The sequence below is a fragment of the Pantoea sp. UBA6567 genome (genome assembly GCF_002434165.1).
In the GTDB taxonomy this organism is placed as follows: Bacteria; Pseudomonadota; Gammaproteobacteria; order Enterobacterales; family Enterobacteriaceae; genus Pantoea; species Pantoea eucrina.
This window is the reverse complement of record NZ_DJJN01000004.1, coordinates 1-19127: the sequence shown is the minus strand read 5'-3', so window position 1 is coordinate 19127 and position 19127 is coordinate 1. Positions and strand designations below refer to the sequence as shown.

Below are 19127 nucleotides of genomic sequence, written 5' to 3'. Positions count from 1 at the left end.
GCTGGCCGCGTGCTTAGCGCGGCTTTTTGCGACGCTTTTCGGCATACATCACGCTGTCGCTCTCGCCGATCATTTCCGCGAGCGAGGCATATTTGCCTGCCTCACTGGCGATCATGCCAAACGAGTAATTAATGTTGTAGGGCTTAGCCGCCTGCTGATTCCATACTGACAGCGCCTCGCGCAGCCGGCACAGGTAGGCTTTAGCATCGCTTTGCCGGGCCAGCAATACAGCAAACTCATCGCCGCCGAGACGGCCTGCAATGTCATCCGGTCCGAGCTGCTGATAGAGCAGCGCGGCGAAGATCTTCAGCACGTTGTCGCCTTCTGCATGGCCCCACAGGTCATTGATAGGCTTGAATTTGTCGAGGTCAAAATAGAGGATGGCAAAGTCGCGATCCTGCTGCTGCAGTTGCTGAAACCGCTTTTCTCCCATCGCATAAAACCCGCGCCGGTTGGGAATATCCGTCAGGCTGTCCACCATTGCGATGTGCGTGACCTGAAATTCATCTTCGACAATCGCCGCCACGTCTTTCATTGCGGCAATGTCGTCGTCGGTAAAACGGCGCGGTTCGCTGTTAGCCAGACACAGAGTACCGGCAACGGCACCGTCGGGCAGCCGCACCGGATACCCCACATAAAAACGGATAAACGGCGTGCCGGTCACCAGCGGATTGTCATAAAACCGCGCATCTTCGCGCGCGTCTGTGATGATTAAAGGCTCATCCAGCATAATGGCATGCGCGCACAGAGAGATGTCGCGTTTCATCTCGCGGCCGTTGATCCCCTGACACGCCAGCGCCCACTGACGATCGCGATCGATAAGGTTGATTAGCGCTATCGGTACCTGAAACAGCCGGCGGGAAATGCGGGTCAGTCGTTCAAAGCGCTCATCGTCCTGCGTATCCAGCAGGCCAAGTTTGTGGAGCGACTTCAGCCGCGCAGCTTCATTTTCCGGCATTCCCGGCAATTTCATAGCAACCTCTTCTCTTTTCGCCCTGGACTATTTTAAGGGATAGCACTCTGTCCAGTTATAGTTAGTTTTCACCAGCGTCAGTTCCCCGGCTACATCACCGAACGTGGCGGCCTGATGCTTAAAGAAAAACGCGCGCACAGGTTCAGGTAAAAACGCCGCCCCGTAGCGCAGCAGCGTGCTGTGCCAGAAGGGAGCCGGCAACGCTCTGCCGGCATGGCGCATCAGGATTTCATTTTTCCACTGAGAATCGAGCACCTTTGCACAGAACTGCTCGCGCAGCGCCAGCGCAGGATGTGCCGGGATCCCCGCCAGCAAAAGCTGATCGGGTAACGCTACCAGCCGCAGATGCGTAATCACAACTTTTTCCGCTGCAAATTCACGCCAGATTGCCATTAACTGATCCACTTTCGCTGGCAGTGGCTCATCTGCGTGATAGAGCGGCAGAGTCAGGGGTAAGAAAGTAAAATGCAAACCGCAGGCGGGCAACGTATCGGCAAGCCGGTCACCTGCGGTGAGCTGAGTTAACTTCGCAATAAGGCGTGAAATATCTGCGGTCACGGAGGGCCGTATGCCCGTTGCCAGCGCGAGCCGGGTCGGATCGTAGTAGTTTTCCTCTCTGACCTTCCCGATACCTGCATTTTCCGCCCACAACGCCGCAGTATTGTTATTCACAGCGTGATATCTGTTTTGCAAACTTATTGCGTTCATAGCAACCCTTCAGGCATTAATTTAAGCATCGGCTTGTGGTCATATATTTTTCAGAAACAACGACTAATGACCTGGGCCTGGCGGATTGCTTACTTTGCATACTCAGATGTCACTTTTGCCGCTTTCTATAGCACGCAGAATAAATATATTGAAATCAGACAGATAAAATTTTCATGTGTTCAGACAGGAGGTTTATACCGGTCGCTTCAGCGCTTTCCCCCTCAATAACCAAAATGTCTATCTCCTCACAGCCGGCAACTAAAAATCGTGCCACGCCTGGTATCTTTTCTGCTGTCAGTCCGACGATAATCTGCTCACTCCGGGCTATTGCTGCTTTTTTAAATTCGCAATCTTCATACTCAAAACCAGTCAGTCCGGCTTCCGCGCTCATTGCACACCCGCCGATAAAGGCCTGATCGAACATGATGTTTTTCAATTGCGCTATTGCCGTATTTCCTGCACAACCGCCGCTTACTTTTTGAACACGCCCGCCCAGCATAATGACTTCTGCATTAGGGTGCTTTAATAGCGCTGCTGCGACATCAGGTGCATTCGTAACTATCGTTATGGCTAACTCTATAGGTATAAACTTAGTTATTGCCAGATTAGTACTTCCTGCATCAATAAAAATACAGTTGCCCTCAACAATCAGACTTGCACATTTCTGCGCGATCATGTCTTTTCTTGACAGGTGTTGCTCTTTTCGCAGGGAGAAGCTTCCTGCATCAGGCAGCAGCAGCACGGCTCCTCCATAAACCTTTCTGCAAACCCCTTCTTTACTTAATTCATGAAGATCCCGCCGGATAGTATGCTCTGAAACCCCGATTTCCTGGGCAAGTTCAGCACACACGACTCTTCCATTATCGCGCAATATGTGTCTGATAAAGTCTTGTCGCCGATCGGGGAAAGCTGCATAATCGAGCAATTATCACCTCTTAAATTCACAAAAAGAGCCACATCGAGCATGATCGTGCAGACGCTATACATTGTCAATGTATGTTCTGTCGGCAGCATGCCATGTATATGACATCATCAGATTTCACAATGAGGAACATAATGAATCAAAAGTTATACCGAATCTCTTCCAGCCGGGCTACCCGGCTAACTTTTTTCATTGCCGGGTTTATTACAGCGACATGGGCTGTTCTGGTGCCCTATGCACGTATTAATACTGGTGTAAATGAAGCGACGCTGGGATCTTTGCTGCTGTGTCTTGGATTGGGTGCTTTAATTGCTATGCCAGTAACAGGCTTACTGACCAGCCGCTTTGGTTGTCGCAGCGTTATTATGGCGGCTATCGCATTAGTTATTGTCAGCACACCTCTGCTGGCTGTGATTAATAACCCGTTGCTTCTGGGCGTTGTGCTGCTGTTTTTTGGCACAGGCCTTGGCGTGACAGACTGCGCCATGAATATTCAGGCGATCCTGGTGGAAAAAGAGGCGCCTGCTCCGCTGATGTCCGGTTTTCACGGCATGTACAGTTTTGGCGGTATTGCTGGTGCAGGTTTGATGACCTTGCTTCTGTCTGCGGATCTTAATGTTGTTACTGCTACCCTCTTCATCGTACTCATTGTGATTGTTTTAGCTTTACTGAGCTATCCGGGTTTGCTGACTTTTGCTAATCCTAAAGAAGGGCCGGCTTTTGCTGCACCTCACGGTGTTGTTCTGACGCTGGGAATGGTCTGTTTATTAGTGTTCCTGACTGAAGGCACTGTTCTTGACTGGAGCGCAATTTATCTGACGCAGGTAAGAGACATGCCTGAATCATTGGGTGGGCTTGGATATACCTGCTTTGCTATTGCCATGACAGCGACCCGGCTCACAGGGGATCGGGTGGTAAAATATCTTGGTCAATTAGCTGTCGTTATGGGCGGATCGCTGACTGCGGCTATTGGGCTGGCACTGATTACGTTCATACCATCATGGCACCTGTCGCTATTTGGCTATGTTCTAATCGGAGCAGGGTGTGCAAATATTGTCCCGGTGATGTTTTCGGCCGTGGGTCAGCAGAGTGTAATGCCTCAATCCGTAGCTGTTCCGGCAATAACGACGATGGGTTATATGGGCGTATTAAGTGGTCCTGCTATTATCGGTTTTGTCGCTCATTTTAGTTCTCTTGCGCTGGCTTTCTCAGTGATTACAGCTTTAATGCTGTTTGTTAGTGCAATATCATTCACACTTAACCTTAGCCGGAAGAATTCCCCAGGAGCGAACAAATGAAAATTTCACATTTAGCTTTATGGACGGGAAATATTGAAGCGCAAAAAATATTCTGGCGAGACTATTTTGGCGGAACCCCTAATGAGTTATATATCAGCAAAAACCGGCCCGGTTTTTCCTCTTATTTTATCAGCTTAAGTGAAGGACCTACTATTGAGCTAATGCACCTGAAGGGTATGGCAGAGGGACAACACGGTGCAGAGCTTACCGGCTGGGCGCATGTTGCTATCGACGTTGGCTCCCGCCACCGGGTTGATGAAATGGTTATTAAAGCATCCGAAGATGGAATTTTAGTGAGTCCGGCTCGCCTCACAGGTGATGGTTATTATGAAGCTATCATCAAGGATCCCGATAGCAATCTTATTGAAATTATGGGTTGAATTTTTGTGAGCAATAACCTGCTTATAACTCAGCTGCATTATTGTTTTGATTGTCAAAATCAGAACGTCCGTTTTTGCCTGCAAAACGGACGTTCTGAATAAACAGGACACGAATATTTTTAAATGAACATCCTGAAATCCTCAGCGCTAATATCTGCCAGCGCTGAAGCTTTCAGATGCGGAGAGGCTGCCAGATACCGGGAAATCAGCTCAAAGCCTGCGGTGTATCCCAGCCACTTTGGCAAATCGCCGGTTCCGTAAAACCAGGCATTGTGATCGTAATCGGTGCGATGCCAGCTGTCATGCAGTTGCCGGGCGAAGGATTGAATAATATCTGAGTTGAGGCTTTCCCAGAGTTCAGGTTTACCGCCTAGAAGCTCAAGAGAAAAGTGCCCGGCAAGTCCTTCAGAAACGATAGCTTCCCCTAACGTTGAGCCGTATCCGGGCCCTGCCCACCTGGCCGCATGGTGCAGTTCATGAGCAAACATTCGCTCAAGCGAGTGCGCTTCATTTTTACAGAATGCCGGGTTTTCAGGGTCGACCGTTAAATAGATAACGCCTGGCTCAGGACAAAAACCCGTGTGCCCTTTTTCAGGGATCACAAACTTTCCGGCTTTAACCACCACATCCAGCGAAGGAACCGGCATCAGCCGCTGAGCTTTTTGATAGGTAGCGGTCAGGCTGGCCTGAAGCCATTCACGGTGAGCGGTCAGTTTTTGTTGGGCATTCAGAATATGCAGGGTTATGTGAGGCATGTCAGCACCATCCAAAAACGAGAGTATATATCCGCCTGCCAGCAAACATATACTGAACGTCACGGATATAACAGGAAAAGTCCGGTAATGGTCAACGAATATATCGGTTGTAATCAGCTCAGCCAGCGGGGTATTAAGGAGCTGGTTATCGCCGGGATGAAAACAGAATTTTGTGTGGACACGACCTGCCGTGCAGCGGAACGCGGATTCAGGACAGTGCTGATTTCAGATGCGCATACAACAATGGATAACTGCTGCCTGTCAGCTAAAGAGATCGTCAGCCTTCATAATGTCACGCTGGCTGGCCCGTTTGTTACGCTATCCACTGCGGCTGACTGGAACGTTATCGGGAAATGAGTATCAACCGCAGCCGCCCGCAGGGCGGCTGAAGGCACTACGCTTAACGTATAGAACAATCCGGTTTGTCGGCCAGCGTCTGCTATGAGCGAAAAACGGACCTTCAAATCCGAACCAGTTCAATTGATTAACCTTGGCTGTCAGTCAAGCCATCGTTAACATGAATCCGATCGAAAATTCCTTATCGTATTTTTACAAATACGCAGTGGCAAGAAAGACAGATTCTGGCTCATGACAAGTAGAGTGGTTCATTTGTATAAAGAGACTTCGCCTTCAGGACGCGTTTTGAACCTGCGATGCATCCACAGGTATTGCTCAGGGGCACGGAGAATTTCACGCTCGATGATCTTGTTCATATAAGCCGCTGCGGCGATCTTGTCTTCCCCTGGATAGCCTGACAACGGATTGCTGATATACATGTGATAACCTTTTTTATCGCTACGTCGAATCATGCTAAGTGTGATCAAGTGTGCACCAGCGAGTTTTGACAGAGCATACGTTCCGTTCGTCGTGGCTGCTTTTTTTACCGAGAAAAAAGGTGCAAAAACGCTTCCTTTAGACCCATAATCCTGGTCTGGTGCAAACCAAACGGCTTCACCTGCTTTTAGCGCATGAACAAAACCTGATAAATTACGTCGATTAATCATAGCCTTATTTGAACGCATACGCCCTTTTGTCTGTACCCATTCCATTAATGGATCATTGTGTGGGCGATATGTTGCCATCATAGGATGGCATAACCCCATAACTCTTCCACACAACTCAAGGGACATAAAATGAATCCCGACAACCATTACTCCTCTCGTCGCACCGGTCAGGTTTTCAAGCCCTTCGACATCAAACCATTTTTTGACTCTCGCATCGCTCCAGAACCAGGCCATTCCTGTTTCCATCAGTCCCAGCCCGAGAGAAACAAAGTTTTTATTGACCATCTGGCTCCGGGCAAACGGTGTCATCTCGGGAAAGCACAGTTCGATATTTCTAATCGCAATCCGTTCCCGGCGTTTCAGAAAGGGTCTGGATATTTTTCCAAGGCCAGAGCTCAGAATATGTAAAACCGGGTAAGGAAGTTGAACGAGAAGCCACAGCAGACCCAAACCAGACCAGGTAAGCCAGTGGCGAGGATGAAGTAAATTATGAGTAAAAGTCTGTGCCATAAATTTCCTTAATGCTAATGAAGGTTATAACGCAAAAGGAAAACAATGAGGCAATTCGTCTTTAGCGATACATTTTGTTTTAGATAATTTAAATCCATCTAAATTCAGGAAAAAATATTTTCCAATGACTGGTGAATAATTTAAAGAGCCAGGGGTGAATTGTAAGCCAGCAAATTTATTCTGTTATAAATCCATGGTTTTATCATTGATACTCAAGGAATTGTCTTCTTGATTCATCATCATCAAGGTACTCAAAAGAAAGAAGCCGAATTTTGGTAAGTTTATAAAACCACTCACAATCGTTTCGTTGAATAATTTCGCCTGGTTTGAAACATATCCCGGATGCCACCCGAATAATCGCATATTTACCATTACTAAACCTGACCCGGTGAATACAGAAAGGTTGGCCAGCCTGTCCGTGACAGCTGTTCGACATGATATACCCTTCAATAAAAACAGATTTTTTAGATTTCATTATCATACCCTCGATAACAGCAGTACAGGAGGAATGTTGTCATTTTCCGACATCACTGACGTTAAGTGGCAGAAGTTGATCAGCCGCCGATACACCAGCATTCTGAAGGTCTGAACAACAGTCGGCAGGCAAGGCACTCAAGAACCGCATCTTTTCTTAGTTTACCTGCTTTCTGATCGGCTCTGTGTGCACATACCGGGCAGGCAACATGAACCGGTCTTTCTTTAAAATACCTGAGCCTATTTGTATAAGGCATAAATAATTCCCTGAGGAATACAGTAATTATTATACGCTTTAATATAAAAATAACTGGCATAAGTTATGTTAAGTTGTGTCTGAATCAGGATATCAGATATTGAAAATTGAACGTCTTATTTATGATACACTACCCTTCCGTGAGAAATTTAAGATGAAATCAGAAGACACCCTTGACTGGTATCCGGCACAACTACCGCCTGTGAAAATTATTCTTGGCGAAGCCGTGCTGGCTGTGGGTAAACAGGGCCGACCGATTAATACCCGCACCTTGCTGGAATACCTTCAGGTCATGCAGGACAAATAAAAAAGGCGGGATGACAAAATCGCCATGCAGACTGCGATTGATGTTCTCAGGGATAATCAGCGCATTAACGGCAGACGTTAATGCACCTCCGGGATCAGTGTCAGTTCTGAATGATCTCAACCGTATGGTTTTGTCCATCATCCTTCAGCGGTATTCTGTCATCAGGGAGGAGAACGCCATCCAGCGTCACGCAATATTCTGCATCGCCGCGTGAAACACTAATCTGATAATGGCTTTCACCATATTGATATGCCATAGAAAAAGACGACCACTCATCCGGTAACCTGGCATGAACACTAAAGTCAGTGCCGGAACGTTTTATCCCCAGTAATTCCTCGGTAAGTAAACGCCAGGCCCAGCCTGCGGAACCGGTATACCAGCTCCACCCTGCACGTCCGGTATGGGGAGCGACGCTGTAGACATCAGCACTCATGACATAAGGCTCAGCTCTATAAATCCCGACTGAGTCCGCATTCAGGGTATGATTTATAGGACTGAGCATTGACCAGAGTTGCCAGGCTCGTTCGGCATTCCCCATTCGGGCAAAGGCCATCACTGCCCAGATGGCGCCATGCGTATACTGCCCTCCGTTTTCCCGCACGCCGGGCAGGTACCCCTGTATGTAGCCCGGATTTGGACCGTGTCCGTCGAAAGGAGGCGTTAACAGTTTGATCAGCCCTCCTTCGTTATCCACAAGGTGCTTATCCAGCGCCTGCATGGCCTTTGCGCACCGTCCCAGGCTCGCGGCGCCGGACAATACAGACCAGCTCTGCGCAATCGCATCAATCCGGCAGTCCTGTGAGGTTTTCGATCCCAGGGGAGTACCATCGTCAAAATACCCGCGCCGGTACCATTCCCCATCCCAGGCGTGGGCTTCGAGATTACTTTGCAGGCGCAGAGCCTGTGAACGGCACATCGCGGCGACGCTTTCATCCAGCCTGCGCTCCGCCAGCGCTGCAAACCGCTGCAAAATGTCGTACAGAAAGAAGCCCAGCCAGACGCTTTCACCTTTGCCTTCGATACCCACCCGGTTCATCCCGTCATTCCAGTCACCAGCCCCCATCAGCGGCAGGCCATGCTCCCCGAAGCGAAGTCCATAGTGAATAGCTTTGACGCAGTGTAACCAGAGTGTCTCTTCGGTGCCGCTGATGACCGGCGTGTCATAGACAGACTCTTCACCAGGCTGAAGCGAGCGTCCCTCCAGATAAGGAATGCGTATTTCCAGTGCATCCATATCCCCCGTCGTTTCAACATAGTGGCAAACAGCAAGCGGCAGCCAAAGATAGTCATCGGAACAGCGGGTACGCACACCGTTGCCGTGTGGCGGGTGCCACCAGTGCTGCACATCCCCCTCGATAAACTGCCGTGATGCACAGAGTATTATCTGTTCACGCATCCGGTCCGGAGCAGCGTGGCTCAGAGCCAGCGTATCCTGCAGCTGATCGCGAAAACCAAATGCACCGCCAGACTGATAGTAGCCACTCCGGGCCATAAGACGGCAGGCGACCGTCTGATACAACAGCCAGCCATTAACCAGTAAATTTACGGACGTGTCGGGGGTGTTAACTACGATTTTATCGAGAACATTGTGCCAGTGATTATGAATCCGGTTTAGCTCCTGGCGGACCGTATCCTCGTTCATGTAGCGGGCCAGCGTCTCCTGAGCACAAACATCATTCTCCTCTGCGCCGAGGATAAAAATAAACGTCCTCTGGTCCCCGTCAATTAATGTAACCGCCGATTGCACCGCTCCGCAGGGATCCAGACCGGCCCCCGTCTTACCAGAAAGCTTTTGCAGTTTCATAGCCGAAGGGGCGTGAAGGGAACCATTACGGCCAATAAACTCCCGGCGGTCCCCTGTCAGAGAACAGTCATTACCGCTGACGGCAAAAAATGCAGTTCGGCCGCCACCATTATCACCATAAAAGTTATTCGCAAGTATCCCGCAGCCGCCGGGCGTTCTGGCCACATGTGTCACAATGTGAGGGGCTGAGCGCGTTCGTGTTTCTCCGAGCGTCCACTCTACATAGCCTGTGACGGAAAGTTGACGTGTCCGTCCCGAAGAGTTACTGAGCGTCAGGAGCACCAGTTTAACCGGATCTTCTTCAGCAACCAGGACCGTCAACTCGCTGTCTATACCACTCTCACGATGGGCAAAAACGCTGTAGCCAAAACCATGGCGGGTCAGGTAATCACCGTGTCCGCGAACAGGTAAAGCCGTCGGCGACCAGCACTCCCCGCTCTCTTCATCGCGCAGGTAAAATGCCTCGCCGCTGCGATCGCTCACCGGATCGTTCTCCCACGGCGTCAACCGGTATTCATGGGCATTCTCATACCAGGTATAGGCCTGCCCTGCCTCTGAGATCACACTACCAAAACGAGAATTTGCCAGTATGTTCGACCAGGGAGCCGGTGTAAGCGCATTTTCCCGAAGGACGATCTGATACTCCCGCCCATCCTGAGAAAATCCACCGTACCCATTGAAATGGCATAACTGACTGGTATCAGGGCTCCAGTCCGTATGTTGATTACGCTCGCGCACAGCACGCGGAATGAATGCCCTTGCCGGCGATTTCAGGGTATGAATACGCTGGTTAAGCTGCTCATTAATCCCCCCTGCGCGGTCATCAAGATAAAGACAGGCCACGCTCATCAAAAGCAACTTATCCTCAGCGGAGAGATGCTCACTGTTGCGGACAAAAAGCCCGCCCTTTTTATCCAGCAGACTGGCTTCAGACCCGGCATAAATTAACTCCATAATCTGATTTTGTAATCCCTGCTGGTAGCCGCCGGGGCTGTTATTCAGGATAACTAAATCAACATCCAGCCCTTTCTGTCTCCAGTAACGGTGTGCCTGAATCAGTGTGGTCACTGAGGTGATACTTTCCTCGCTGGTTATACTCAGCAGCACTATCGGCAGATCCCCTGAAATTGCCCAGCCCCACAGTCCGGACTGGCCACGCCGGTTGCGGCCGATCGCCTGGCCTTCGGCGCGCAGCTCCTGGACAGGGTAAAGCACAGCGCTGGCGAGACTATTGAACAACGTGGCATCATCTTCACTGGCGTTCATCTGGCGCAATACCACCAGACTGTGAGACCAGGCCAGTTCAAAGACGCGATCGGCGATAGGGTAATCGCGATATTTCTCCAGCAACGCCAGGCTCTGCTGACGGGTCTCGCTGATGCCATAAATGATATCAATCGTAACCGGCTGCCCCGGCTGCAGAATAATGGCGTTGCGAATTGCCAGTATCGGATCCAGCACCGAGCCCGACGTGTTGCCTAGCATCCCTCCCGTCTCTATTGCCTGTGCATTCGCAGGGTTTCTGCCACGTCCAATAAACCTTGCCCTGTCCGTTTCAAACGACACGTTATGTCGGTTATCGCCGTGCACCACCATCATGTGAAACAGGCAAGGGCCCGGTTCATCCGGTGAGCGCGGGCGCCGGTGGCAAAGAATAGCGTCACGCTCAGGAGCCAGCTCAGTCTGAATAAACAAATTGCTGAATGCCGGGTGTGCCAGATCGCTGGCATCAGGTGCCAGTACCACTTCAGCATAGGTTGTCAGCTCCAGAGAGCGAGGCTTGCGACCACGATGAATCAGTGTGAGCCGTCGCAATTCAACATCATCCTCCGGAGAGATCACCACCTGAGTTTTGACGCTGAGTCCCCCTAAGCTGCGTCTGAATTCTGCCCCCGCATCGGTGAACAACACTTCCTCGTCTTGTCCGCTGGTGTAGCCTGTTGGTTGCCAGGTATTGCTCCACACATCTCCCGTCTGGGTATCGCGGATGTAGCAGAATGCTCCCCAGTTATCACGGGTGGTATCACTGCGCCAGCGCGTTAGTGCAATATCATTCCAGCGACTGTAACCGCCGCCGCCCGCGGTCAACATCAGATGATAATGGCCGTTGGACAGGAGTTGAATATCCGGGGCGGGGGTATCCACGCTATAGAAAATACGGGGTTCATAGCGAACGGGTTTGACCATGCCCTCATGAGATTCAAAATGACGGCGCGGACTGTACAGATCGACCGCATCCGGCACGCGCTCCTGTAACAGCAGACTCGCTGACCGGAATACCGTACTGGACATAAAGCGTTCAGTCATGGGGGCATCAAGCAGCACATGAGCCAGCGCCTGAAATGCCATACCCTGGTGATGCGCCATCCAGGACTGTACCACCGCATAGAGCTGACCGGTTGCAAGACGTGAGGGGGTATAGTCCAGCGCTTCATAAAAACCGTATTCTCCGCATGCACCATTTTTTTGCAGCCTGAACAGGTTCTCACAAGCTTTCTGCGGGGAAACCATCAGCGCCAGCAGCGTGGCGTAAGGAGCGACAACCATGTCATCGGCAAGTCCCCTGCGCAGACCGAGCCCCGGTACGCCAAATGCCTGATACTGATAATTATGCTGAACATCAAAAGCATGATAGCCAGACTCTGAAACACCCCATGGTACCCCGCGTTCTTTCCCCCAGTGAATCTGGCGCATAACCGCCGACTGACTCATTTCATCGAGCAGGCTGCCGGGCCAGGTGGGCATCACCAGATTCGGCATCAGATATTCAAACATGGATCCGCTCCATGACATCAGGGCAGTTTCATTATCAATCGTGGTAAACAATCGACCCAGCGCGTACCAGCTTTTAAGAGGCAGCTGATTAGTCGCAATGGCAAGAAAACTGGTCAGGCGGATTTCAGACGGCAGGAGATCGTAGTGGCTCTTGTCAGGCATATTGGTGTCACAGTTATAACCGACGCTGAGCAGACTGGTTGCTTCACTGTACAGAAAGGCGAAATCCATCCGGGCATGCTCATCCAGCCGCTGTTCCAGCTCGGTGATAATATTGAGTCGCATTCGGGCCTGCTCCGCCACTGACGCCGGAGGCGTTCCTGTACCGGTTAATGTCGGACGGGCAAGCTCGCTCAGCGTCGGCAACTTCTGTTCATTCCAGGATGCAGGCAACCAGCCAAGCAACAGAGACCACTCATGGCAAAGCTGAACCAGTTGATGCTCCAGATGTCCAGCCCAGCGCATCTGAAGAGGAGATCCCTGATGACATGCGCTGGTCAGATGGTTGCACTGGGTGCGCATGCTTTTCAGTTCGCTGAAAAGCGCCTGCGGAGAGAGCGACACCGCGTTCAGGCAGTGCTTGCGCAGCAGTCTCAGGCTGTCAGGTGGGTTCTTACCCCACTGTTTTTCCAGAATATCCAGCGTATCGTTCAGTCCTGCCAGTATCTGTTGGTTGCTTAAAACAGGCTGATGACGCATGGCGGACAGGCCTGCACGCAGGGTCAATAAATGCCCGGCCATATTGCCGCTGTCGACGCTGGAGATATAGCGTGGACTTAGGGGGACCAGCGTACGGGTGTCATACCAGTTGTAGAGATGGCCCCGGTAGTGCTCCATTTTATCCATCGTGTCGAGCGTGAGCGACACGCGCCGGAGCACCTCTCCGCCAGGCAGGTAGCCAAAGTCCCATGCCGTCAGGTTAGCCATAAGTGAAAGACCAATATTGGTAGGAGAAGTTCGGTGTGCCACCGTCGGTTGTGGTATTTCCTGATAATTATCAGGCGGAAGCCAGTTCTCTTTTGCTGTGGCAAATGTTTCAAAAAAAGCCCAGATTTCACGGCTTGTCTGGCGTAACAGCTGTTTTTGTTCCTGATTAGGCGAAAAAACCTTACGCACGGGCTGGCGACTCAGCCAGCTCATCAGCAGCGGTGCCACACACCATACCAAACCGATCGGTAACGCAATCCCCAGCAGCTGTGGGGCAAATTGTCCGGTCAGTATTGTCAGCGCCACGCCACCGGCAACGTTCAGCCACATCGCCTGATAAAAACGTGCAACAGTGGGTCTGGCCTGACTGCTGTCCTGGCTGTGGCTGACCCACTGGCTGAGGTGACGCCTGCTTATCCCCAGTCGCCATAGCGTCACGGCGATCGCTTTCAGCGAATATCCGGCTTCGTGCGGCAGTATCGCAAAATTAAGGCTGATACCTGACAGACGCTTTAGCGCGCCCGCCCCCACCAGTAACAGATGCGGCTTCACGCGGCGACGCAGAGGTTTATGCAGAAGGTCATGGCTAATGCAGAGGATGGCTGGCAACAGCCATATCAGCAACAGTATGCCCAGCCAGTAAACCGGATTGGGTACCCAAAGCAGAGCGAAGAACAGCAATATCAGTAAGGAGGGGGCGACCAGACTGCGACGTAGATTATCGAGTAATTTCCAGTAAGAAAACGCGGTCAGCGGATTCCTGACCCGGGTTCCATCGGCTTTTCTGACGCGTGGTTTTAGCCAGTTAAGCAGTTGCCAGTCACCCCGGATCCAGCGTGAACGTCGTGCAACATCCGACAGATAATTATTAGGGTACTGTTCGTACAGTAACACCTCGCTCAGCAGACCCGAACGTGCATAGCATCCTTCAAGCAGATCGTGGCTGAGTACCAGATTTTCCGGGCAGATGTTCGTAGTGGCCTGCATAAAAATATCAACATCGTAAATCCCTTTGCCCACAAACGAGCCTTCCCCAAAGAGATCCTGATAAATATCCGAAGACATCATCGAATAAGGGTTATTGCCCGGTACGCTGCTGCGCAGGGCTGCGTAATGCCCCTGACCGTTGCGTGGTATCTCCTCCGCAAGACCGGGCTGTAAAATACCGAATCCTTTGACAACCCTCTGGCGTACCGGATCATACTCAGGCGTATTCAGCGGATGCGCCATCGTCGCGACGAGTTTGTGTGCCGTATCGCGCGGGAGCACCGTATCGCTGTCCAGGGTAATGACGTATTTTATGTGACCCGGTAAAAGGTGGGCAGGCATCTCTGCAACGCTGACGAATTGCGTTCCGGGATGGCGCAACCAGCTGTTCAGTAACGCCAGTTTTCCCCGCTTGCGTTCATAGCCCATCCACGCTCCTTCCGAGGGGTTCCATTCAGGCTGGCGATGTAACAGATAAAAACGTGGTCGGCCGGAGGGGTAGCGGCGATTAAGCGCCTGCGTATCGGCGATAGCCTGTCTGAGCAGCGCGTGACTTTCCGGCGAGGGTTCATTTTCAGAATCAGCAAAATCAGTGAGCAGCGCGAACCTGAGATTTTCGTTTTCGTTCCCCAACCAGCAGACTTCAAGACTGGTGAGGAGCTGGCTGAAACTTTCGTGGCTGGTCAACATGCAGGGAATGACTAACATGGTGGCACTGTCAGCGGGAATACCGGCTGAAAAATCCATCCCCGGCAAGGGTCGAGGAACGCGAAAACGGGTGGTTGCATCACTGAGCAAATCGCTCATTAACTGAGTTAATGCGATAATCAGAGGTAATATCAACGCGATCAATAGCCAGTCTGCGCCCTGCATGGCGGTTTCGTGCAATATTGCTGCGGTCGCTGCGGTTGTCAGCAACGCCAGGCTTCCAAGCCATGACAGCAGGGTTATTCTGTTGAAACTGTGCCGCAAGCGTATGAGCCTTGAGGCGTCTGCCAGGAGATGAATATCCAGCGCCTGTCGACCTTCGCCCGCAAGATAATAACCAACATGATGTTCCTGTGTATCAGGCGCTTTTTCCTCTGAAAACGCCAGCGCCTTCTCAGCAACCTCAGGCTCGCTGAGACCGCTGTCTCTGGCCAGAACCTCAACTACGTGCCGGTAATGATCCCGGGTATTGAAGTGCATCCGGGGATAGATGCCGGCAGGATCATTGCGTAATGCCTGTTCGACAACGCTTATCGTTTCGGCGAAATCAGCCCAGTCCGTTTCACTCAATAAACGCAGGCCCGCGATGCTGTTACTGACGGACAGCTGGCTGGCGGCAAGCTGCTGATTGAAACTATGTATGAGAACGTCAGTGGTGATCCCCTGTTCCCGAAGGCACTGATCAACCCAGGTCAGAGGTAACGACAGCGCGTTGCCATGCCCCTGCAGGCGCCGCACCAGCTCTGCGACAAACGCACTGGTTAACGGAGGTCGGGAGCGCGCCATATCGGCAACCACCATGATTAAATCACCAGGCGCACTCTCTGCGCATTCGACAATCCTTGTTATCCACGTATCAGCAAGGTTTCTGTCCTGCTGCGCTTTTATCACTTCCATACTGATACGACGAAGATTTTCAATCAGCGCAAGGCGCAGCATTCCCGGTAACGCCCAGACTTCACCCAGCGTCAGCGGCGTCACCTGTTGATAGGCAGTGAGATAGCTGGTCAGGCTGGCGGCATCCCAGCGGCCATCGCCGTGAGCAATGGCCTCTGATGCAATATGATAAATTCGTGGGCAATTCAACGGCGATACCAGCGACGGAAGACCTTTGCCAAAGCTTTTCGGCAGATGCTGGCGGACAGTGCGGATTTGTTCCTCAATCAGATAATAATTGTCCAGCAGCCATTCACCGGCGGGCATGATACTGGTCTTTTTACCCGCGTTAAGCTCATAGCAGTTTTGGGTAATGACGGCCTCATTGTCGCCAAGCCGTTTCAGAAGATAATAAGGATGCCTATCCGGTGATACTTTATGAGTCCGCGCCAGCTTCTGGCCGTAGCGTTCCATCTGGACGGTCGAAAAGAGTTCTGACCGCGGCGAGCTTTCACCGGCAGGATCGTTCGCCGAAAACGTTATGTTTTCGGCAGTATTAATCAGAATACGGGAGCGGTTAAACCACGCTCTGGGGATCATTTTCATAGCATTGCTCTGATGCGACGTTAGCGCGCAGGAGCAGTTGCGAAATCAGTTCAGAAACGTTCTCTCAGGATGGGCGTCAGGCATCAGGGATTTAACAGCTGCCGGAATCTAACATAAGTATAGGACATGAGCTCTGTTCTGCGATTTTGGTCGAGCTAGCGTCGGGAGATAAACAGAGCCTTACATCCGGGGCAAAGCATGGTTTGGTTGAGCCGGATTTTTGACAACGGTTGTACTGATTTTAAGCCACAAACAGGACAGGCAGCTGTGGCAGCAGACGCACTGCTGAAGAATTTCATTGCGTAATTGATAACAGACATAACCATTAACCTTTCAATGAATGAGCTTCACCGTACCACATGTGGTTAAGTTTTAATCTATCTATTTTGACACACCGAAAATCAGGAAAGATAAATGTTCGCAGCCACAGGCCCCCGGAGACCGTTTATCCGGCAAAATTCTATGCGCCTTCCAGGGATGAGTAATTCTGATTCGCGGGAGTTAACGGCTGAAATGTGAAGCAGAACGTCTTTTCGTCCATCAGATGGGATGATGAGGCCTTTACCACTAAGAATGTCAAAGCTTTTGACAATTCCTGTCATTTTATGGGACAAGTCAATTCCTTATTGAAAACACGTAAAGACTATACATTGAAAATGGCATTCAGCCACTTTTATTTTCCCTACAGGACCTCTGGATGGCTAAAAGATAATTTGCTTATATCGATTCCCTGTGCCTTAATGAATCCCATCAGTTCGATGTACTAATGAAAGTTAGAAATTTTCCGGGCAGTTCTCATTACCGGGCGCTATCGTTGATATCCCCTCTCTTGAGTCCATACGTTTAATCTTATACGTTTACTATCAATACAATCATGTATAACGGAGTCAGTATGACCTCTAGAATTACAGGCCTGGTTAAATGGTTTAACGAAGACAAAGGTTTTGGCTTCATCTCTCCTCTTGATGGCGACAACTTTAAAACTTTATTTGAAGGTCAGAAAGTTGAATTCGCCATTCACCGCGGAGACAAGGGTCCTGCTGCTGCAAATGTAACACTTTGCGATAAATAAATCATTGTGGGTCTGCGATAACGATGAAGGATTATTCCTGAGTAGACAGATCCATAACTTAAATCAGATGAAAGTCGTTTATTCTTAATATCTGATCAGCATATTTTTCAAAATTATGAGTATGCTAACCGATGTGATGAAGTACAGTACTACTGCATAAAAAGTCTAAAAGCACAAGCTAACCACATGTTAAATAAGAAGTGTGTATGGCTTTGACCTTAATGGCATCTGCCAGTTAATATCCATGAGAAAACAGGGTAATAGAATATGATTAAAGTCCTTGTTTTCTTTAATGCTGAATACTGTAAAGTCATGACCGTTCTGGAAGGTATATCGTCTATCAGGCAGGAATATCCAAACGGTGAAGAAACACATCTTCGGATTATGTCTGCAGGTTTTCCTTCCTTAACTGGCGATCATGATATTGTTTACGTGGCTACTGACAGGGAGTTAACGTCACAGGAGATACTTGATGCGGCCAGGAAATATTTATAGCATTTTTGTCATGCTCTCTGCTCCTCGTTTAATTGCATGCTTACCCTATTTATCAGAATCGAACAAAAAATGAGTTAAAAGCATTTATGGCCTGCTAACAGCAGGCTTTTTTTTACATTACACTTTTTTAGAAACGCCTCTATAAAGAGAGAGTAATTCGCTACCCTCTGACAAAATGCAGGTGTCTCCCCCTGCGTGCCATCTTGCCATTTGTGAAAAACCTTGCTAAGTGGCGGCGCTGTCTCTCCTCATTTTAAATCTCATCAGGTGTGACTGAAGCAATAAGTTATGAGGGTATAAAAAGGCTCTCCGGATGACTCCTGGCATCATAGTTTTAAGTACCTTCAAAAATGCATGGACATTTCGTAGGAGTTGTAATTTAGTTCTTGCACATTCTTCTTAATTTTGTCTTGCGATAAGAGATTTATATAAGTAGTCTAAACCTCGTTAATAACAGTATGTACCAATCGGATTAAAATGCTCAGTAAGAAAAATCGGGTTGATGAGCAACCGTCGACATTGGTATTTGCTGAACAACGAAAAAACTTTAAAAGGTCTCTTTATGTCAGATGCTCTTACACAGTTAAACAATATCCGTACCTTACGTTCTCAGACTCGTGAAATGTCATTAGATGTACTGGAAGATGTTCTGGAAAAGTTTAAAATTATCCTTATAGAACGACGAGAAGAAGAGACATTACGTCTTGCAAATGAAAGTCAGCGCCGCGATAAACTGGAAACACTTCGTCAGATGATGCTTGATGAGGGTATCGACCCCTCCGAACTTTTAGCTGCTATTGGCTCTCCGGGTAAGGCTAAAAGGACGCGCTCCCCACGCCCCGCGAAGTATCGATATACTGACGAAACTGGAGAGTCAAAAACATGGTCAGGTCAGGGGCGAATGCCGAAGCGGATCTCAAATCTGATTGCTGAAGGTGGGGAATTAAAAGATTTTGAAATCAGTTAAAAAGAGCCGGGTTATACCCGGTTCTTTTTTATAGGCCGCAAGTTGCCTTAGAGAATAGTCGAGAAACATTTATTTCCGTCGATGTAGCCGAGGAGCTGTTTAAAATCACAGTGCAGCTTAAGGGACAAACCGGTTATCTTGCTGATCGTTACAGCGAGCGAAATGAGAGCCATCAGGAGCTTTCATTCCGAGTCAATCAGGACAAAAAATAACGTATGTTCTTCGTGAATCCATACTGCATGAGCTTAACAACGTCTGCTATTGGTACGGAGCGGACCGACCAGCTTGTTGTCAGGTCCGCTTTGAGCGAAAAGCGGACAAAT

14 protein-coding genes and 3 pseudogenes are annotated in these 19127 nt (G+C 49.8%); 8 read left to right on the top strand and 9 right to left on the bottom strand.

Annotated features, from left to right (window positions below; all coding sequences use genetic code 11):
* Positions 1-13 precede the first annotated feature (13 nt).
* The 3 genes from B4M48_RS03505 to B4M48_RS03495 all read right to left on the bottom strand — a co-directional run bounded on the left by B4M48_RS03505 (position 14) and on the right by B4M48_RS03495 (position 2606).
* The gene (locus B4M48_RS03505) at positions 14-973 is read right to left on the bottom strand and encodes a sensor domain-containing diguanylate cyclase (protein ID WP_040113689.1); all 960 of its coding nucleotides are present in this window, start codon (positions 971-973) and stop codon (positions 14-16) included.
* 27 nt (positions 974-1000) lie between these two features.
* Complete coding sequence (locus tag B4M48_RS03500; protein ID WP_250341399.1) at positions 1001-1681, bottom strand: hypothetical protein; 681 nt, start codon at positions 1679-1681, stop codon at positions 1001-1003.
* Positions 1682-1835: 154 nt separating this feature from the next.
* The gene (locus B4M48_RS03495) at positions 1836-2606 is read right to left on the bottom strand and encodes a DeoR/GlpR family DNA-binding transcription regulator (RefSeq protein ID WP_288655952.1); all 771 of its coding nucleotides are present in this window, start codon (positions 2604-2606) and stop codon (positions 1836-1838) included.
* A gap of 131 nt (positions 2607-2737) precedes the next feature.
* Here B4M48_RS03495 and B4M48_RS03490 point away from each other — a divergent pair, with 131 nt between their 5' ends.
* Positions 2738-3901: an MFS transporter gene (locus B4M48_RS03490; RefSeq protein WP_288655949.1), complete on the top strand. Its 1164-nt coding sequence runs from the start codon at positions 2738-2740 to the stop codon at positions 3899-3901.
* Positions 3898-4281, top strand: a complete 384-nt coding sequence (locus tag B4M48_RS03485; RefSeq protein WP_104085783.1) for a VOC family protein — start codon at positions 3898-3900, stop codon at positions 4279-4281. The genes B4M48_RS03490 and B4M48_RS03485 overlap by 4 nt, the downstream gene beginning before the upstream one ends.
* 119 nt (positions 4282-4400) lie before the next feature.
* Here B4M48_RS03485 and B4M48_RS03480 read toward each other — a convergent pair whose 3' ends face one another.
* Complete coding sequence (locus tag B4M48_RS03480) at positions 4401-5036, bottom strand: DUF2268 domain-containing protein (protein WP_104085782.1); 636 nt, start codon at positions 5034-5036, stop codon at positions 4401-4403.
* A gap of 114 nt (positions 5037-5150) precedes the next feature.
* Between B4M48_RS03480 and B4M48_RS03475 the strand changes: the two are divergent.
* Positions 5151-5393: pseudogene (locus tag B4M48_RS03475) on the top strand (isochorismatase family protein); the annotation flags it as partial.
* 248 nt (positions 5394-5641) lie between these two features.
* On the opposite strand, the gene lpxP reads toward B4M48_RS03475, so the two are convergent.
* Positions 5642-6550: a kdo(2)-lipid IV(A) palmitoleoyltransferase gene (lpxP, locus tag B4M48_RS03470; RefSeq protein ID WP_283341023.1), complete on the bottom strand. Its 909-nt coding sequence runs from the start codon at positions 6548-6550 to the stop codon at positions 5642-5644.
* Positions 6551-7104: 554 nt separating this feature from the next.
* The gene (locus B4M48_RS18035) at positions 7105-7281 is read right to left on the bottom strand and encodes a YnfU family zinc-binding protein (protein WP_414692656.1); all 177 of its coding nucleotides are present in this window, start codon (positions 7279-7281) and stop codon (positions 7105-7107) included.
* A gap of 153 nt (positions 7282-7434) precedes the next feature.
* Here B4M48_RS18035 and B4M48_RS03465 point away from each other — a divergent pair.
* Positions 7435-7668: pseudogene (locus B4M48_RS03465) on the top strand (hypothetical protein).
* Between the two features lie 19 nt (positions 7669-7687).
* Here the strand turns inward: B4M48_RS03465 and B4M48_RS03460 are convergent.
* The 3 genes from B4M48_RS03460 to cspF all read right to left on the bottom strand — a co-directional run bounded on the left by B4M48_RS03460 (position 7688) and on the right by cspF (position 16884).
* Entirely contained in the window at positions 7688-16270 is an 8583-nt protein-coding gene (locus B4M48_RS03460) for a glycoside hydrolase family 94 protein (protein WP_288655945.1), read from the bottom strand.
* Between the two features lie 155 nt (positions 16271-16425).
* Entirely contained in the window at positions 16426-16590 is a 165-nt protein-coding gene (locus B4M48_RS03455) for a YnfU family zinc-binding protein (protein ID WP_217186015.1), read from the bottom strand.
* Positions 16591-16671: 81 nt separating this feature from the next.
* Positions 16672-16884 carry a cold shock-like protein CspF gene (gene cspF / locus B4M48_RS03450; protein ID WP_071601025.1) on the bottom strand — a complete coding sequence of 71 codons (213 nt, stop codon included), beginning with the start codon at positions 16882-16884 and terminating at the stop codon, positions 16672-16674.
* Between the two features lie 278 nt (positions 16885-17162).
* Here cspF and B4M48_RS03445 point away from each other — a divergent pair, with 278 nt between their 5' ends.
* From B4M48_RS03445 to B4M48_RS03430, 4 genes and pseudogenes are all read left to right on the top strand, one after another.
* Positions 17163-17342: a cold shock domain-containing protein gene (locus B4M48_RS03445; protein ID WP_038886213.1), complete on the top strand. Its 180-nt coding sequence runs from the start codon at positions 17163-17165 to the stop codon at positions 17340-17342.
* Between the two features lie 267 nt (positions 17343-17609).
* Positions 17610-17837 carry a hypothetical protein gene (locus B4M48_RS03440; RefSeq protein WP_038886216.1) on the top strand — a complete coding sequence of 76 codons (228 nt, stop codon included), beginning with the start codon at positions 17610-17612 and terminating at the stop codon, positions 17835-17837.
* Between the two features lie 562 nt (positions 17838-18399).
* Positions 18400-18804: an H-NS family nucleoid-associated regulatory protein gene (locus tag B4M48_RS03435; protein WP_024274587.1), complete on the top strand. Its 405-nt coding sequence runs from the start codon at positions 18400-18402 to the stop codon at positions 18802-18804.
* Between the two features lie 77 nt (positions 18805-18881).
* Positions 18882-19016 (top strand): annotated as a pseudogene (locus B4M48_RS03430) (arsenical resistance protein ArsH); the annotation flags it as partial.
* Positions 19017-19127 lie beyond the last annotated feature (111 nt).

Excerpts from the sequence above, each read along its gene's own strand:
- B4M48_RS03505 (WP_040113689.1), bottom strand. The coding sequence starts at position 973 with ATGAAATTGCCGGGAATGCCGGAAAATGAAGCTGCGCGGCTGAAGTCG.
- B4M48_RS03500 (WP_250341399.1), bottom strand. The coding sequence starts at position 1,681 with ATGAACGCAATAAGTTTGCAAAACAGATATCACGCTGTGAATAACAAT.
- B4M48_RS03490 (WP_288655949.1), top strand. The coding sequence starts at position 2,738 with ATGAATCAAAAGTTATACCGAATCTCTTCCAGCCGGGCTACCCGGCTA.
- B4M48_RS03485 (WP_104085783.1), top strand. The coding sequence starts at position 3,898 with ATGAAAATTTCACATTTAGCTTTATGGACGGGAAATATTGAAGCGCAA.
- B4M48_RS03480 (WP_104085782.1), bottom strand. The coding sequence starts at position 5,036 with ATGCCTCACATAACCCTGCATATTCTGAATGCCCAACAAAAACTGACC.
- lpxP (WP_283341023.1), bottom strand. The coding sequence starts at position 6,550 with ATGGCACAGACTTTTACTCATAATTTACTTCATCCTCGCCACTGGCTT.
- B4M48_RS18035 (WP_414692656.1), bottom strand. The coding sequence starts at position 7,281 with ATGCCTTATACAAATAGGCTCAGGTATTTTAAAGAAAGACCGGTTCAT.
- B4M48_RS03460 (WP_288655945.1), bottom strand. The coding sequence starts at position 16,270 with ATGAAAATGATCCCCAGAGCGTGGTTTAACCGCTCCCGTATTCTGATT.
- B4M48_RS03455 (WP_217186015.1), bottom strand. The coding sequence starts at position 16,590 with ATGTCTGTTATCAATTACGCAATGAAATTCTTCAGCAGTGCGTCTGCT.
- B4M48_RS03445 (WP_038886213.1), top strand. The coding sequence starts at position 17,163 with ATGACCTCTAGAATTACAGGCCTGGTTAAATGGTTTAACGAAGACAAA.
- B4M48_RS03440 (WP_038886216.1), top strand. The coding sequence starts at position 17,610 with ATGATTAAAGTCCTTGTTTTCTTTAATGCTGAATACTGTAAAGTCATG.
- B4M48_RS03435 (WP_024274587.1), top strand. The coding sequence starts at position 18,400 with ATGTCAGATGCTCTTACACAGTTAAACAATATCCGTACCTTACGTTCT.